General features: G+C 36.8%; 20 protein-coding genes and 2 riboswitches. Of the genes, 7 read left to right on the forward strand and 13 right to left on the reverse strand.

The genetic code is table 11. The annotated features are described in order from the left end of the window. Positions 1-3: 3 nt before the first annotated feature. A complete protein-coding gene (locus M3600_RS21675) occupies positions 4-678 on the reverse strand; it encodes a response regulator transcription factor (RefSeq protein WP_483870126.1) in 675 nt (224 codons plus the stop codon). 397 nt (positions 679-1,075) lie between these two features. Here M3600_RS21675 and M3600_RS21680 point away from each other — a divergent pair, with 397 nt between their 5' ends. After that, complete coding sequence (locus M3600_RS21680; RefSeq protein WP_233315059.1) at positions 1,076-1,267, forward strand: helix-turn-helix transcriptional regulator; 192 nt, start codon at positions 1,076-1,078, stop codon at positions 1,265-1,267. A gap of 4 nt (positions 1,268-1,271) precedes the next feature. Continuing rightward, positions 1,272-1,745 (forward strand): hypothetical protein, encoded by a 474-nt coding sequence (locus tag M3600_RS21685; RefSeq protein WP_251647565.1) that lies wholly within the window; start codon positions 1,272-1,274, stop codon positions 1,743-1,745. A gap of 102 nt (positions 1,746-1,847) precedes the next feature. Here the strand turns inward: M3600_RS21685 and M3600_RS21690 are convergent, their stop codons facing one another. Together M3600_RS21690 and M3600_RS21695 are read right to left on the reverse strand one after the other, a co-directional pair. Continuing rightward, positions 1,848-2,165: a hypothetical protein gene (locus M3600_RS21690; protein WP_237942933.1), complete on the reverse strand. Its 318-nt coding sequence runs from the start codon at positions 2,163-2,165 to the stop codon at positions 1,848-1,850. Positions 2,166-2,173: 8 nt separating this feature from the next. Beyond that, positions 2,174-2,398 carry a hypothetical protein gene (locus tag M3600_RS21695; protein WP_233315056.1) on the reverse strand — a complete coding sequence of 75 codons (225 nt, stop codon included), beginning with the start codon at positions 2,396-2,398 and terminating at the stop codon, positions 2,174-2,176. 557 nt (positions 2,399-2,955) lie between these two features. Here M3600_RS21695 and M3600_RS21700 point away from each other — a divergent pair. The 3 genes from M3600_RS21700 to M3600_RS21710 all read left to right on the forward strand — a co-directional run bounded on the left by M3600_RS21700 (position 2,956) and on the right by M3600_RS21710 (position 5,218). Next, complete coding sequence (locus M3600_RS21700; RefSeq protein WP_251647567.1) at positions 2,956-3,729, forward strand: amino acid ABC transporter substrate-binding protein; 774 nt, start codon at positions 2,956-2,958, stop codon at positions 3,727-3,729. 66 nt (positions 3,730-3,795) lie between these two features. Further along, a complete protein-coding gene (locus tag M3600_RS21705; RefSeq protein ID WP_233315054.1) occupies positions 3,796-4,455 on the forward strand; it encodes an amino acid ABC transporter permease in 660 nt (219 codons plus the stop codon). Between the two features lie 16 nt (positions 4,456-4,471). Further along, the gene (locus M3600_RS21710) at positions 4,472-5,218 is read left to right on the forward strand and encodes an amino acid ABC transporter ATP-binding protein (protein WP_285854831.1); all 747 of its coding nucleotides are present in this window, start codon (positions 4,472-4,474) and stop codon (positions 5,216-5,218) included. Between the two features lie 341 nt (positions 5,219-5,559). Here the strand turns inward: M3600_RS21710 and M3600_RS21715 are convergent, their stop codons facing one another. Next, positions 5,560-6,138 carry a hypothetical protein gene (locus M3600_RS21715; protein ID WP_251647568.1) on the reverse strand — a complete coding sequence of 193 codons (579 nt, stop codon included), beginning with the start codon at positions 6,136-6,138 and terminating at the stop codon, positions 5,560-5,562. A gap of 141 nt (positions 6,139-6,279) precedes the next feature. Next, positions 6,280-6,383, forward strand: a riboswitch (guanidine-I (ykkC/yxkD leader). A 67-nt stretch (positions 6,384-6,450) separates the two neighbouring features. On the opposite strand from M3600_RS21715, the gene M3600_RS21720 reads away from it, so the two are divergent. Then, the gene (locus tag M3600_RS21720; RefSeq protein ID WP_233315052.1) at positions 6,451-6,786 is read left to right on the forward strand and encodes a DMT family transporter; all 336 of its coding nucleotides are present in this window, start codon (positions 6,451-6,453) and stop codon (positions 6,784-6,786) included. Beyond that, positions 6,786-7,100, forward strand: a complete 315-nt coding sequence (locus tag M3600_RS21725) for a DMT family transporter (RefSeq protein WP_233315051.1) — start codon at positions 6,786-6,788, stop codon at positions 7,098-7,100. The genes M3600_RS21720 and M3600_RS21725 overlap by 1 nt, the downstream gene beginning before the upstream one ends. A gap of 40 nt (positions 7,101-7,140) precedes the next feature. Here the strand turns inward: M3600_RS21725 and M3600_RS21730 are convergent, their stop codons facing one another. The 9 genes from M3600_RS21730 to M3600_RS21770 all read right to left on the reverse strand — a co-directional run. Then, on the reverse strand, positions 7,141-7,962 hold the full coding sequence (locus M3600_RS21730; protein ID WP_251647570.1) for a uroporphyrinogen-III synthase: 822 nt from the start codon (positions 7,960-7,962) through the stop codon (positions 7,141-7,143). 380 nt (positions 7,963-8,342) lie between these two features. Beyond that, on the reverse strand, positions 8,343-8,780 hold the full coding sequence (locus M3600_RS21735; RefSeq protein ID WP_233315049.1) for a YfmQ family protein: 438 nt from the start codon (positions 8,778-8,780) through the stop codon (positions 8,343-8,345). A 111-nt stretch (positions 8,781-8,891) separates the two neighbouring features. Continuing rightward, entirely contained in the window at positions 8,892-9,461 is a 570-nt protein-coding gene (locus M3600_RS21740; RefSeq protein ID WP_251647572.1) for a VanZ family protein, read from the reverse strand. A gap of 402 nt (positions 9,462-9,863) precedes the next feature. Further along, entirely contained in the window at positions 9,864-10,631 is a 768-nt protein-coding gene (locus tag M3600_RS21745; protein WP_233315047.1) for a 3-oxoacyl-ACP reductase, read from the reverse strand. A 15-nt stretch (positions 10,632-10,646) separates the two neighbouring features. Beyond that, entirely contained in the window at positions 10,647-12,104 is a 1,458-nt protein-coding gene (locus M3600_RS21750) for an acyl-CoA reductase (protein WP_251647586.1), read from the reverse strand. A gap of 2 nt (positions 12,105-12,106) precedes the next feature. After that, complete coding sequence (locus tag M3600_RS21755) at positions 12,107-13,243, reverse strand: LuxE/PaaK family acyltransferase (RefSeq protein ID WP_237942944.1); 1,137 nt, start codon at positions 13,241-13,243, stop codon at positions 12,107-12,109. Then, complete coding sequence (locus tag M3600_RS21760) at positions 13,240-14,580, reverse strand: solute carrier family 23 protein (protein WP_251647574.1); 1,341 nt, start codon at positions 14,578-14,580, stop codon at positions 13,240-13,242. Before M3600_RS21760 ends, M3600_RS21755 begins: the two co-directional genes overlap by 4 nt. 21 nt (positions 14,581-14,601) lie before the next feature. Continuing rightward, entirely contained in the window at positions 14,602-15,111 is a 510-nt protein-coding gene (thiW, locus tag M3600_RS21765; protein ID WP_251647576.1) for an energy coupling factor transporter S component ThiW, read from the reverse strand. A gap of 54 nt (positions 15,112-15,165) precedes the next feature. Further along, positions 15,166-15,271, reverse strand: a riboswitch (TPP riboswitch). A gap of 85 nt (positions 15,272-15,356) precedes the next feature. Next, positions 15,357-15,444, reverse strand: an 88-nt coding sequence (locus M3600_RS21770; protein ID WP_164849711.1) for an IS3 family transposase, incomplete at its 5' end; no start/stop codon positions are given.

A 15,444-nucleotide genomic window follows, 5' to 3' on the forward strand; every position in this document is an offset into this window, starting at 1 on the left:
TTTTCATTCCCTCATAACATATCCCATTCCTCTAATCGTTTGTATATAGCCTTCTTTATCATTAGCTTCCAATTTCCCGCGAAGATGCATCACATAAACATCTACGACATTTGTTTCTATGTCTGCATGATAATCCCAAATATTTTCTAGAATAATCTCTCTAGTTAAAACTCGGTTAATGTTTTTCATAAACAGAAATAACAAGTCGTACTCTTTTTTAGTCAGTTCTATTAGGTGCTCCCCTTTTTTTAACAATCTTGACTCAATATTAAGCTCAAGATCTTTAAAGGACAAAGTCATCTCCGGTAAATTTTTCAGTTTCTCTTGTCTTCTAATAATAACTCTAATTCTTGCTAACAATTCCTCAATGGCAAAGGGTTTTGGAATATAATCATCAGCACCGATATCTAATCCTAAGACCCTGTCCATAATACTATCTCTGGCAGTAATCATAATGATTGGAATATCCTTTACTGCCTTTAACCGTCTACAAACTTCAATACCATTTAATTTTGGCAGCATTAAATCAAGCAGGATAACATCCCAATTCTTTTCTAATGCAAGCTCTAACCCTTTCCTTCCATCATAAACAGGCGTAACATTATATCCTTCGTGCATTAGCTCCAAAAGAATAAATTCTGATAACGCTTCTTCATCTTCAATAACTAAAATATTCAACTGTTTTACCTCCATATATTATCTTGTCAGAATTATATCTTATCTAAATTATATTGGATACTAATGCATTAATTTGTATTAAGTGAGGATTTTTTAAAATGAAAGTGACCTGCTTATGGGATTTATATGCATTTAATACTATTCTCCTTTCTTAATAAGATTAATCCTTTCTATAATCATACAAAACCGTAATGAAATAACGGTAAAATGTATCATGATGCTTTCTAAAATTTTAATGAAAATTTTTTAATCTTAAATATGTTAGGAGAAGATTATGAAAATAATAAATAGAATTTTTTTGCTTTTTATTGCCTTTTTAAGGAAATCAATGTAATATATATATTACATAATGCAACTTAAACATTACATTGTGTAATTTAGTTCGGTCGGTGAAATTATGAAAAATCGTATTAAAATAGCCAGAGCTGAGAAATCCATGACTCAAGCAGAGTTAGCCAGAAAGGTTAATGTTACAAGACAAACAATTGGTCTTATTGAAAAAGGGAACTACAACCCTACCTTGCAGCTTTGTATTTCCATTGCTAAGGCTTTAGAAAAAACACTCGATGACTTATTTTGGGAGGAGTAATTTTATGGAACAAAAATCATGGCTGTCTAAGGTATTACCTAAGGATGAATACAAAGAAAAGAAAATGCTTTACTATATAGCTGAATCTGCTGTGCTGCTTGCCATATTGTTATTTATTTATGCATTGATTAATAATTTTTCTCTTTACGGAGGGTCTGCTTCTGGAACTGTCACCTTGCTTTCTTTATGTTTCCTAGTTGCCTATGTACTAATAAGATATATAATGTCAGGCATAGAATATCCTGATATTATAATTGAAAGACGATTTAAAAAAGAAAAACAAGCAATCATAAACCGCAGTTTAATCATGATGGTTCTTATTGCCGTTATGTTAGTAGTAATACAAGGAATCCCGTCTAACATGACAAGTTCAGTTCAGTTGTTTTTACCAGCGATTTTTATATCCTTCATTAATTTTATAATAAGCTATACTTCACTCAAAAAATCCTATCATAAAAACATTGATTTATTGGATTAATCATTAACATGTTTTTCAAATAAAACACCCTTTAAAATACACTTAATGAAGTGAATTTTAAGGGGTGTTTCTTCATGCCTCATTAAAAGTAAACATCTACACTCAAGTCCTATCATAACTTCTAACGACAAATCCTTGATTTTCCGCAAACGTATTGATTACCTTTACCAATTCACTTTTCGAAATGGACACGGAGTGATGAATTTCTCTTTTGTTATTAATGACATATTCTTCAAAAATTATATAATTTAAATGATCCATTTTTTTAACTACAAATTGATTACACTCATATTCTCCACTTCTAATATTGCTAGAATAAATAAAATAAATGATGCCATCATAATATTCTTGTTCAGAGATTTCCGTATTTAAAAATAATGGAATGATTTCATGCATATAGTGCTTCCTTTCTAGAATCATTACTCCATCTAAGGTAATGGTTTTTCTGGTCGTTTTGGACAATAAGAACAATTAGGGTCTTCACATTTCACCTCAGTCCATTCATTGCAGGAAGGACAGAAATAAGCATCATAATCTTCATAGTAAACCAAGTTATGTTGACATTTTTTACAGTGCTGTTCCATATCAATTGAACCGTCTATTTCGATACCATCTATAATAACCAAATCATCTTTTTCTTCTATCTTCATCATTACCTCCAAAAGGTATTTTCACCTGTAATTCTCCTCGTACGTAATCTTATTTAGCAAAGACACTAACTACTCTTACTACTTCCATTATTTTTTCCAAACCATTTTTTTAAAACCTCGTCTACTTTAGGACTGTATAAACACATACAAACTCCAACCATAAAAATAATAAATCCGCTAAAACCAGTAGTGATAAACGGGTATCGCTAGTACACTATTGTTAGAACACCTATATAGAGCCAACCAATTAGATTTATGACAATCCTTTTCTTTTGCATTTATTTATCCTTCTCATAGATTAATTGTAATAACTTCAATACGTTTATAGCTCTTCTTTGGTTTCATTTAATCGCGATTTATTAGTTCCATTATTAATGAAGGGCTCTTTTTTTTAAGGTTTCTACTATTTTAGTTACTAATTTGTAATTTACTGATATTAATCTACTTTTATACGAAAAACCTAATTGTATTTATTGGATGATAGTGTTACAATACTATAGTTCGATAATATGGTAGCGTACTAAAGCAAAATACTTAATAAAAGGTGGTCTCTATAATATATGAAACGTTTAGTAACAATGATTTTAGCAGTAGCAGCGATTTTCACCATTGTAGCAGGTTGCTCTAAATCTGCCGAAAAAGATGACAATACATTGGTAATTGGTATTGATGATAAATTTGCTCCTATGGGGTTCCGTGATGAAAATAATGAGATTGTTGGTTTTGATATTGACTATGCGAAAGCAGCAGCTGAAAAAATGGGCATGAAAGCTCAATTTCAACCTATCGACTGGAAAACGAAAGAATCTGAGTTAAGCAGCGGCCGTATTGATCTTATTTGGAACGGTTACACCATTACAGATGAGCGTAAAGAAAAAGTTCTCTTTACAGAGCCTTACTTGAAAAATGCACAGGTTGTCGTAACATTGGCTGATTCTTCTCTTTCTAAACTTAATGATTTAGAAGGAAAAGTCGTTGGTCTTCAATCACTTTCTTCTGCATCTGATGCATTAGATGCTGATCCTATTAAATCAAAAATTAAAACAGTAACAGAGTTTGCTGACAATGTTTCTGCTTTGAATGACTTAAAGAGTGGTCGTTTAGACGCTGTAGTAATTGACGAAATTGTTATTAACTACTATATGACTAAAGAGGAAGGCACTTTCAAAGTACTTGATGAATCTCTTGCTCCTGAAGAATATGGAGTAGGCGTTAAAAAAGGTAATGAGGATCTGCTTAATAAACTACAAAAAGCACTTGATGAGATGAACGAGGATGGCACTGCATCAGAAATCTCTGAAAAGTGGTTTGGCGAAGATAAAGTGTTGAAATAATAACTAATTACTGGCAAAACAGGATTTCCGATAAGGAAGTCCGTTTTGTTTTCGGAGGTAACTTTTATGTCTTTTGAATACATTAAATCAATAATTATGCCTTTGCTTGAAGGGGCTCAGATGACTGTCCTCTTGTTTATCATTGCGATTGTAGTGTCCATACCGCTAGGCTTTCTATTAACATTAGCTGTAAGAAGCAGCTTTAAGCCTCTTTCCTGGTTTGCTCAAGGCTATATTTATGTGCTTCGCGGAACACCGCTATTGCTGCAGCTTTTGTTTATCTGTTTCGGTCTGCCAATGATTCCTGTGGTTGGTGAATATTTAGTATTAGATCGTTTTGTAGCTGCATGTTTAGGTTTTATTTTAAACTATGCTGCTTATTTTGCCGAAATCTTCCGCGGCGGTCTTATTGCCATTGATAAAGGTCAATATGAGGCATCACAAGTACTTGGCTTAAACAAATGGCAGACTTTAAGAAAGATTATTCTTCCGCAAATGTTCCGCATCGCCCTTCCGGCTGTGGCGAACGAATCTGTAACACTTGTTAAAGATACAGCACTCCTTTATGCGGTAGCTGTACCAGAATTGCTGCACTTTGCTCAAGCTGCAGTTAATCGCGACTTTACAATTGTGCCATTTGTTGTGGCAGGTGTCATTTATTTAATCATGACGCTTCTATTAACGTTAATCTTTAAATGGCTTGAACGCCGATTCAAATTTGAATAAGAAGGAGTTGGTGAATATGGCTATTATTGAAATCTCTAACTTAAAAAAATCGTACGGCAATTTAGACGTATTAAAGCAAATTACATTTAATGTAAATAAAAACGAAGTAGTAGCGGTTATTGGTCCCTCCGGATCTGGAAAAAGCACCATGCTTCGCAGTCTTGTTAATCTAGAGGTGATTGATGGCGGCAGTATTTGTGTGAGCGGCGATTATTTAGTAAAAGAAGGACAATACGTTAAACCGCAAGACATTAAACAAATCACAGGTAAAATGGGGATGGTCTTCCAGCACTTCAACCTCTTCCCTCATCTGACTGTAAGAGAAAATTTAGAGCTTGCTCCAAAAATGGTCAAAAAAGAATCCTCTGCTGACATACAGAAAAGAAGCAATGAGCTGCTAGAAAAAATCGGGCTCTCCAGCTGGGCGAACTCGTTTCCAGCTAAGCTGTCCGGCGGACAAAAACAAAGGGTGGCAATTGCCAGAGCATTAATGATGAACCCAGATATTATGTTATTTGATGAGCCTACTTCCGCTCTTGATCCAGAATTAACTGGTGAAGTATTGCAAGTGATGAAGGACCTGGCTCAAGAAAACATGACCATGATTGTCGTAACGCACGAAATGGGCTTTGCCAGAGAAGTTGCTGACAGAGTCGTATTTATGGACAATGGGGAAATTGTTGAATCTGGTGCTCCAAAAGATTTGTTTACAAATCCTAAGTTTGAACGAACAAAAGCGTTCTTAAACCGCAGTTTAAAATAAGCAAAAGGCAGTTTCATAATAAACTACCATCCTAGCAAACTTAATGGCCAACCAGAATTTATTCTGGTTGGCTTTTTTATTGATTTAATTTCATAACTTATAACAGGTAAAACAGTTAATCTTATAGATAACCCTTTATTAAACTGTAAACCGCGCAATAAATAAAGGATTTCTGTGTAAAATAAATAATAACACCAAGCATTAGAAGTTCCAGTAAATACTATTTATTATAATGACCAGTAAATAATACGTGGGGACTCAGGTGGCATTTCAAGTGAAGCAATTATTGGCAAAATAGAGCTGAAGAAATAAACAGCTGCATCTTTGTCGCTGTTTTATACTTATAGAAAATTATTTTTCAATCTCTTTACTAATTCATCATAGTTTATGAAATAATCTTTAATTGGAATGACAGCAAAATCAGATAAAGTTTGAGTATTTGCTAATAGGCATTCATCATATATCAGAGAAATATAAATATCTTTTTGCACCTTAATTCCGCTTTCCTTATAATAACCTACTAAATCCAAATATAAATTATAGCCTGCTTCATCAATAGACCTTTCTATCACAAAACCGCCAGTAAAGTCTCCCCACCAAGCTTGAAAGCTTTTATAAACTTCATGAAAACTAGTTAGACCTACAGCATCTTCACAAAACAAACTATGATAAAAAATTTCCTTTTCCTCATAAAACAGCTTTGTATCGTTGACATCATTAAGAAATACAATTTGAGAGACTTTCTTCCATAGGTTTTGAAACCTTGATTTAAAGTCATCCTTAAAAGTAATCTTTGCAGAGAAATAAGGGAACTTTATCTTTTCGGTATTGTTTGTTTGATTTATATATATATTTTGCAAGTATATTAGGAAGTTTAAAGAGGTCGAACGATCTGTCATCATAATTAATGCATTTTCCAAAATTTACATCCTCCCTTTCTCCTCTATTATCACCATTCTTCTGGTAAAATACAAATTTTTTACTATTAATCAGCTAATATCTGAATAGCCATGTTTGACACATCTATAAAATTGTGTATAATTCAAGGTAATTGCATAAACAAAAATGTTTTCTAGGGTTCCGCAGCATATATTATTGTGTTGGACTGGTCCGAGAGAAAACTCACAGCTTTGCTGTGTCACGGAAGGACAAAAGCCTGGGAGAAACTGACTTATCAGTTTGCTCCCGGGCTTTTGTTTTTTTTATGCAAAATTAATTTGGAGGTTTTAGAAATGGATTGGATTAAAGTTTTTATCGCAGCATTTTTTGAAGTATTTTGGGTTATTGGCTTAAAGCACTCTGATAACCTATGGATGTGGGCGGGGACAGTTGTTTGTATTATCATCAGCTTCTACGTAATGATTATGGCAGGGAAAAAGCTGCCTGTTGGGACTGTTTATGCAGTATTTGTTGGTTTAGGTACTGCAGGAACTGTACTTTCTGAACTTCTATTCTTTGGGGAAGCTTTTAAAGTGGAAAAGGTTCTCTTCATCTTACTCCTTTTAGGAGGCGTAATCGGCTTAAAATTGGTTACAAAAAATAAAACTCAAGAAGGGGATGAATCGTAATGGCTTGGATTTCTCTTATACTAGCAGGTCTGTGTGAAATGTTTGGTGTGGCTATGATAAACAAATTGCATAAAGACCGTAACTGGCAATCCGTATTACTATTAATCTTAGGATTTGGTGCTAGTTTTATCTTCCTTTCCTATTCAATGGAAACACTCCCAATGGGAACAGCTTATGCAATTTGGACAGGAATTGGTGCTTCTGGTGGAGCTATTTTGGGCATGTTACTATATGGTGAATCAAAAGATTGGCGAAGACTTGTCTTTATAGCTATGGTGTTAGGTGCAGCCGTAGGTTTAAAATTGGTCTCCTAATAAGAAAAGAGCTGAATAGCTCTTTTCTTACATGTTTCTCTCAAGAGTTCACATTATTGCCTTCATAATAACGAGACAACTCAATAATCATTGCACCCATACGTTCAAGCTCAGGAACAACGATTTTGTCTACTCCTTCTTCCGATAATGCCTCTGCAGTTACTTTTCCTACTGCAACTGCTAATGTATTGTCTTGGAATGCATCGAGGATTTCTTTTATTACACCCTTCTCTTTTGCAAATGTAAAAAGAGATCGTACTTGAATCGCACTCGTAAAGCAGACGGCATCCACTTTGTTATCGTGCATTTCCTCAAAAAGCGTTTGCACAGCATCCCATTCTGGAGCGATATGCTGATATGGCAGGATAGTAGCAACGCTTGCTCCTTTATCTTCCAAAAACTGGATGAGTCGAGGCGCTGTCTCACCGTGAAGCTGAACCAATACGTTTTTCCCTGCAAAATCAACATCTTCAAGCGCACGAATTAATCCTCTTGTTGACCCATCTTCATCGAGAATATCAGGCACTACGCCAATTTTCTTCAAGTAATTTTTTGTCTTGTAGCCTCTGATCGCTATATTAGCCGCTTCCAATCGCTTAAGATATTCCGCTTTTACACCTAGCTTTTCCGTGATATTTACAAGTGTTTCTGTACCGATGCCTGTCGTAAAGATGACCCAGTCTGCCCCTTCGTTCACAAACTTAATCAGAGCAGGTTCTACCTCTTTTTCCGCTAAGAAAACGGTACCTTGTAAAGAGCGGACAACTGGAATACCGCCTTGATTTTCGATTAATTTGCTGATTTCTTCTATTTTACGAGAAGCTCCAATAACCACACGCTTCCCTTCTAATCCTTTGCCCATTTTAGTTACCTCTTTTCCCTCATCTATGTACATATATTTTCTATTATAATAGCAGGCTCGTAGAAAAAGAAAATATTTTTATGCAATATTCTTATAATTTTAAGTTAATACGAAAAAAAGGCCATTTTCTATTACAAAAATGGCCTTTTTTCTTCTTTCACTTTCGTTAATTCAATTATTTCCTTTAATACAGACATCTCCGCCCATTCCTCTTCTGTTACCAGTTCCCACTGTATACCTTCCGGCTTTTTGTATGGTGTATTAGATTGGACTAATTCCTGTTTTAAAGGAAAAGGAAAGCGGCCGAGTTTATGCTCTGTTAAATAGTTCCAAACACTTGTTTCGTTACCATTTTTGTGTTCAGCCCTTTAAGAAAGTTTTTAAGCTTGAATCATTTTATTAATATCCATCTCAAGCGGATATGTGCTATATACAACAATTTTATTTTTATATTGTTTAACAATATCCATACGGTCCTTATAACTGGACAATAACAGCTTTAACTCCTTCTTGCCGTTTCTTGTAACAATCGTTAAAGAATAATCTGCATTCTCAGGGTGAAGATACCCTTCTTCACTTCCAGGATATAAACTGTATTTTTCTCTGACAGTTGCCTCATTAAACAGCTTTAAAATATCAGTTTTAAGCGCTCCTTCAATTTTTCTGCCATTATAGAGAACCTCTGTATTAACTTCAGACAATTTCAAATGCAATTTATATTTTCCAAGCAGCCATTCGACCACACCTGTCGGCAAACATGTCATTAAAACCTTCACTATACAAAATAGAACTAACGCTATGATGGAAATCCAAGTCATCTATGCTCACTCCAATATTATAATAACCATGCTAAGTATATCACATAACTATCATACTGGATTTCGAAACAATATTGACCATCCAATTGGCAGAATTATTGACCATCCAATTTAATTAACCATTTGCTTTTGACGAAATAATCTAACTTTCTTTTTTACTGCTTCTGTTATAATATAGCCAATTCCGCCACCAATAGTATTTAACAGCAGATCATCCACATCATATGCCCTGCCTTCAACAATACCTACATAACCTAATAAAAGCTGCAGCACTTCAATTGTTACACTTACTAGAAAAATACATCCTATCGCTTTTGAAAGTTTTCTTGCTTTAAATAACAACGATATATACACACCTAATGGACAAAGCATTATTAAATTATAAAAAGATAACTTTACAGAATTCCAAAAGAACCAGTCAAATCCTTGATAATGATAAAGATTGTACCAATCTTTAATAAAATAAAACGGCACTAGCTGTATAGTTGGCAAAAAATCGTGTTGAGGAGGCAATATAATTCCTCCAGTTGTTAATTGCGCAACGTGCAGTAAATAATATAGAAAGCTATAAGTAATCAATCTTTTCATTAAACCACTTGTTTTCATTCTAATAAAATCCACTACGATATAAATAATTAAAAAAATTGTTCCAAAAAAGACAATATCATAAATTGCATACATAGTATCTTAACCCCTTTCCTTAATCCAATACTTAGACGAAACTCTTTACTAAAAAGTTTGTATTTTATCCTTTTTATATCATTTCGTATGATACAAAAAAGAGTAAGAGAAAGCAGACTCTTTATCAAAAGTCACTTCTTTTTCTTGATCTTATTAGGTTTTACAGCAACTGTTGGAGCATATAAGCTAAAAAAATGAAACATACTATTCCAATCTGACAGATTACTTTTTTATCAATATCTATATTAGGTTTCTTAACATTTCAACTATGGACATATATTAAATCCTTTTTGAAAAGAGAGGGACTCAATATGTCGAATGCATAGACTTCCGATTGAGTTTCTCTTTTTGTTTGATAAAAACATAAAAAAAGAGCCTACCCATCAGGCAAGCTCTCCTAACTCATCGCATCACCAATCCTCCATCCACATTCAAACACTGCCCCGTCACAAACGCTGCCAAATCTGATGCTAAAAACAGCACACTTCCTGCAATATCATCAGGACTTGCCAAACGGCCCATTGGTGTCATTTGAATGATTGATTCTCGCACAGATTCCTGTGTTTCGGAGCTGGAATCTGTCGGATAGGTCAAGCCTGGCGCGACTGCATTCACGGTGATTCCAAATAGGCCAAGCTCTTTGGCTAGATTTCTTGTAAAGCCTAACAAGGCCATTTTTGATGTTGTGTAGTCATGGTATGGAATAATCGGAAAATCGATTAGATTGCTGACAATATTGATTATCCTGCCTTGCATTTGTTCCTTCATATATGGCATCACTGCTTTGCAGACATTATAGGTGCCATGAACATTGCCTTCCCACTGGCTGTTGTAATCGGCCCAGCTGATTTCCCATGCTGTTTTCCTTGTTTTGGGGTTAAAGGTATAATGACTCAAGGCATTATTCACAACGATGTCAATTGTACCGAATGCATCAGCAATCTGTGCGACCATATCGGTGACTTGTTCTTCTTTTTGAACATCTGCCTGAATGGCAACAGCCTGCCCTCCTGCTGCTTCGATTTGACTGACAACTGCTTCGGCGAGGTCTTTGTTTTTTAAATAATTGATAATGACAAATGCACCTTCAGCAGCCATTTTTTTAGCGATAGCTGCGCCTATTCCTCTGCTTGCACCTGTCACTAAAACAATTTTTTCTTGAAGATTCAACTTTTCTCGTCCTTTCTATTCCACATCACTGTCGTATTTTTCAAGTCCATACTCAAGGTCCCTTTCCAAATCAACCATGCGAACTAGCTCCATTAAATTAAAACCGCCATCATGATGCCAGCCTGGCTTTGCTCGGTTCATTTCTCCGATTGGGCTGAACCGATTAACGCCAGCAGCGCCTAAAATATTGGCGAGCGAGAACAATCTTGCTGGTTCTACGGCAAGCCCGCATGATTGTAAATAGCTCTCCCATTGCTGGAAATGGTCAGCAACTTCCTCAAGTCTGTCCACTGCATACACATGAACACTTCTGTTTAACGGGCTACCGCTAAAAGAAGGTTCCTCATGGTAAATGACCGTCCATGCTGTATCGTCTTTACTGCTGTATACTGCCGTTTTCTGTGATTGCAGGCTTTTTAAGGAATGCTCATTTCGGAAGTTTTGTATGGACATTGCCTCTTCCCCTGTCAGCTTTGCTCTTGGTCTTTTTTTATGGTATCGGGAAAGCTCTGCTGCTAATCCTTGTGCAAACTGCTTCGGGCTTACCACCCCATCTTGCTCCACATAAACACATTGCGGAGAAAGACAGCTTTGCTGGTCATAGATGGAAATATCTTCGGCAAGCTTATGGAGTGTGTCACTGTAATGATCAGCCGTTAATGCTTCTTTGCCAATCATAGCAAAGCTGATTTTATGACCATATGACAACAGCTTTTTGTGAATTGGTGTCTTCTTCCTTATTTCCGCGACCGTTTTGTTCGACCCATAAACGATTACAGCCTCTCCCCAATTGACTGCCATATTATCAAGGGACTCTGTCCCCCCCTTCCATGGCAGGATGGCGATGGCATCAGCCAATCTCTCGTCCACTTCCTTTAAGGATTGGAGAAAGAGGGCAGGGAGGAGGGGCTCTGAGTAAGAGGTCTTGCCGATTGCCGCTGATTTAAGCAAAAGCCCCATTATTAAACTCCATAACTGCACGCCTGGCACATTACCAGAAAATAAATGAAAAATAGTATTTGGTCCATACGCACGACTCATTCCGCCTGATTTTCTTGGCCGAAAGTCATCGAGTATGGCAGGCTGGTCAAATTCCTCATCAAGGAAGCGCAGCAGCTCCTTTTTGCGAAAGGTCCTCATATACCTTTTCAACTCGAGCCGAACCATGTCTTGATCATACCCGGTGACTGCAGGAATTAATGCGTCGGCAATACGTCTCAATCGGTAGTTTGGATTCAGCCATAGCTGAATAGCTTGGTCTATCTTGTCGACTACTTCATTAGTAGTAAGCTGAGCAAGATAATCTTTTCTGTTTGCTTGCAATGATGCCCCGATTTCCTCTATATGCTCGGCAGTTAATTCTGGATATTTTACGATGTACTTCCGGCCTTTCACCTGAATTGACTCTTGGCGAAAATCTGTGAGCTTTATTGATTCTGGTACATAATAGGCTTCTATTAATTCTGTTTCCATCACTAAATGGATGCACCACCTAATGCAGATTGCATCAGCTGATCCACTGCAATCGAACAGCCTCTGGCTTCTGCCCCCTTTATTCTGCCAAGGAGCTTAAACCCGTTATCTGTTTGACAGCCTTCATCCTGAGTTAGAATCGCTATACAAGAATTCCAGTTTGCTAAGTCAATATGTGCAATTACCCCTGCTTGACCATTTGTGATTGGCTTTAATGTATCTGGGTCAAGTATGACTGTTTTCACCCATGCAGGACCTGTCTTTTCTAAACGAATATCTCCTTCTAAGCAGCTCGACAAAATACTTTGATCATAAATTTGCGAGCTTAGTTCGGTCATGCCATACATATTTATGCAGAGTGAACGGTCAACTTGGAAGCTTGTATGAAACTGTTTATACAGCTCTTCCATCTCTACTTCACGAGACTGACCTTTAAAGCCGCCTGTATCAAATATCCTGCTTCCTTTTGCGAGCTGAAATTGCAGTCCATTTTCCTTTAAATAATCAAGAAGATGAACATAAGCAAATGTTGCGCCCATAAGCATTACTGGTTCTTCTGATTGTTCACACTTACGCAGCTCACTCGCAAATTTCTCCATCTCTAATCCTTTTTTCCCGAAGAAGAATTGGCTGTTTTCTGCCCCAAAATAAGCTGCTGCATTTGAAAGATACCTAGACAAGGAGGAATTTTCATTCATGTCTGCAGCTGGCGATAATACAAATATCGTCATCTTCTCCCTGTCTGGCAGAACAAACTGTTTAAATGGATGCTTCATCGATGCATCCCATACCTTTAATGAGGGATGATAATTTCTGCCCTTTTGGTCAGGATTAGTAGTTCCGCTAGTCATAAATACAGCCTCTGCATCCTCAATAGGTTCACACGCTAATGTCAGCTCTTTAAAACCTTGTATTGGCATTGGCGGTATATCAAGCCAACGCTTAACCGTGAGGGGGTTCTTTTTCTTCACTTGGCAATATTTTTTGTAAGGCATGTTATGCTGAAATTGATAGGAAAACAATTCTAGAGCGAGTTTATTAAATTCCTGGTCATGCTCTTCTTTATTCAAAATGCCATTCTTATATTTTTCGATAAAAGTGAGGACTTTTTCTGTTATAACAATAGAGATTTCTTTCATATTCCCTTCCCCTTTTCTATCCAGTTTGGAATATTAACAAACAGCAGATGTAAAATAATTGAAGAAAATGCCCCGATTAATATCGTATTTGACAGGAAGGCTCCTGCTGCCCCTGTAAAACCTGTTGAAAAGCTTGGCAAAGAGATTGCTAGTATAATGGAAAGTCCAATAATCATGTAATTGCGATCCGATTGTTCCACTTTTGCTAGTAAGGAAATACCAGTAAACACTAACGTCGCAGCAGCCGGCAGAAAGATTCCGCCGACAACAGGGCTTGGCGTTAAAGCAAGCAAGGCACCTGCTTTCGGTACAAAGCCAAGCACTAGGAAGATAACACCTGCAATCATCACAGGATATCTTGAACCAACTCCTGTCAAACGAAGCAAACCAACATTTTGGGCATAGGCAGTTGTTGGAAAACCGCCAATAAGAGAGGACAGCATAGATCCTGCCGATTCGCCTGCAAAACCATTCCTAATTCGCTTTGCACTTATCTCTGTTTTCAAAATGGTGGAGGATGCTTGATAAACACCCATCGCTTCAATTACAGCCACTATATACGCAACAAAAAATGTGAGAAAAGTTGTCCATTCGAATTCTAAATTTCCATAAGGCAGGAATGTCGGCAGACCGAACCAAGCCTTTTCTGCTATCATTCCAAAATCAGCTTCTCCTAAACAAATCGCAATAATATCACCAACAACTAATGCTATTAAAAAGGAAAAAGATTTTAAAAAGCCTTTTCCGAATATAGATAAAATTAAAACGATACAAGCTGTTGGAATGGACATCATTAATACAGTTGAACTTGCAAAGCCTGCATCTCCTGGTGAACCGCCGAGAAATTCAGACAATGTAAAGCTCGATAAAGAAATACCGACTAGAAAAATAACGGTCCCCGAAACAACTGGTGTAAATAATACCTTCAGTTTGCCTATTAACCCAGTAACAGACAATATGAATACAATTATTGCACTGACAAGGATTGCCCCGCTCGCAGCAGCAAGACCGTTTGCTTTTCCAGCTGCGATCATGATGGAATCGAAGGCAGCTGATGGTCCTTGGACGATTGGCAGCTTTACAAACTTTGCTGCCTGCAGCAATGTAACAATACCGGCTGCAATAAAAATGGAATTAACGATATTGGCTGATAAAGCAAAAGGCAAACCAATCATTGCTGCCACAAAAATAGGATCTAGCCATACATTTGAAACAAACACATGCTGCAGACCATATAAAAAGCTTTTAAGAGGAGGAAGCTTTTCATCAAGCCCCACTGTTAATAGTTGTTCCTCTGGTGTTTCATTCGTTTTATCAATAGTTTTCAAGTCTTCCATTTGTGTCTCCTTCTAGTACCATTACTTTTTGAGCAAGCTCGTATTTGTTAATACAGCCGCTTGCTTTTTCACAAAGATGCTTAATACAACAGCTCCAATCAATGCTCCAGCAATCGAGCTGAAAATAAAGAGCGGGATAAAGCCAAACAATGTCGCCTTTTGTCCAAGGAGAACTGCCGCAATTGGATATGCTAATATTGCCCCAAGTATGCCAGTTCCAAAAACCTCTCCGGCAAATGCCATATACAGCTTCCTAGTCTTTAAGAATAATAGTGACGCTAACAGTGCTCCGACCATGCTTCCTGGAAATGCAAACGGTGAACCTGTTCCCATGAGGTTTCGTAAAAGCGAGACACTAAAGGCTTGCAGCACGGCATAATACGGACCTAGTAATACTGCTGACAGAACATTGAGAAAATGCTGTACGGGAAACACCTTCGTAAACCCAATCGGAATGAAGAAAAAATTACTAGTCATTGTCCCGATTGCGACCATCATCGCCGTTAATGTAAGCTTTCGTGTTTTTTCCATAAAAAAATCCCTCCAGTAATGAGCACTGAGGGATCTAGACAGTCAAAAAAGACTAATCTAATACGAACACTTTCCTACGCTGGCATTATCCAGTTCAGGTCCAAAAAGGGTCAAGACGGTAAAGTCTACTCTCAGCCGTTCGGCTCCCCCAGTGCAATCTCTTATTCAATTTACAACCATGCTAATATAAAAAAGCCAGGTCTCACTTTAAAGTGTACCCTTTGTAAAGGACATTTAAAAAAAGCCTAGGCAGTTTTAAGAAGATGATCTCTGTATTGAACAGGGGTCATCTTTTTTAAGTTCCACTGATATCTATAGTAATTGTAATAAATC

Source organism: Niallia sp. MER 6 (assembly GCF_023714395.1).
Lineage (GTDB): Bacteria > Bacillota > Bacilli > Bacillales > Cytobacillaceae > Niallia.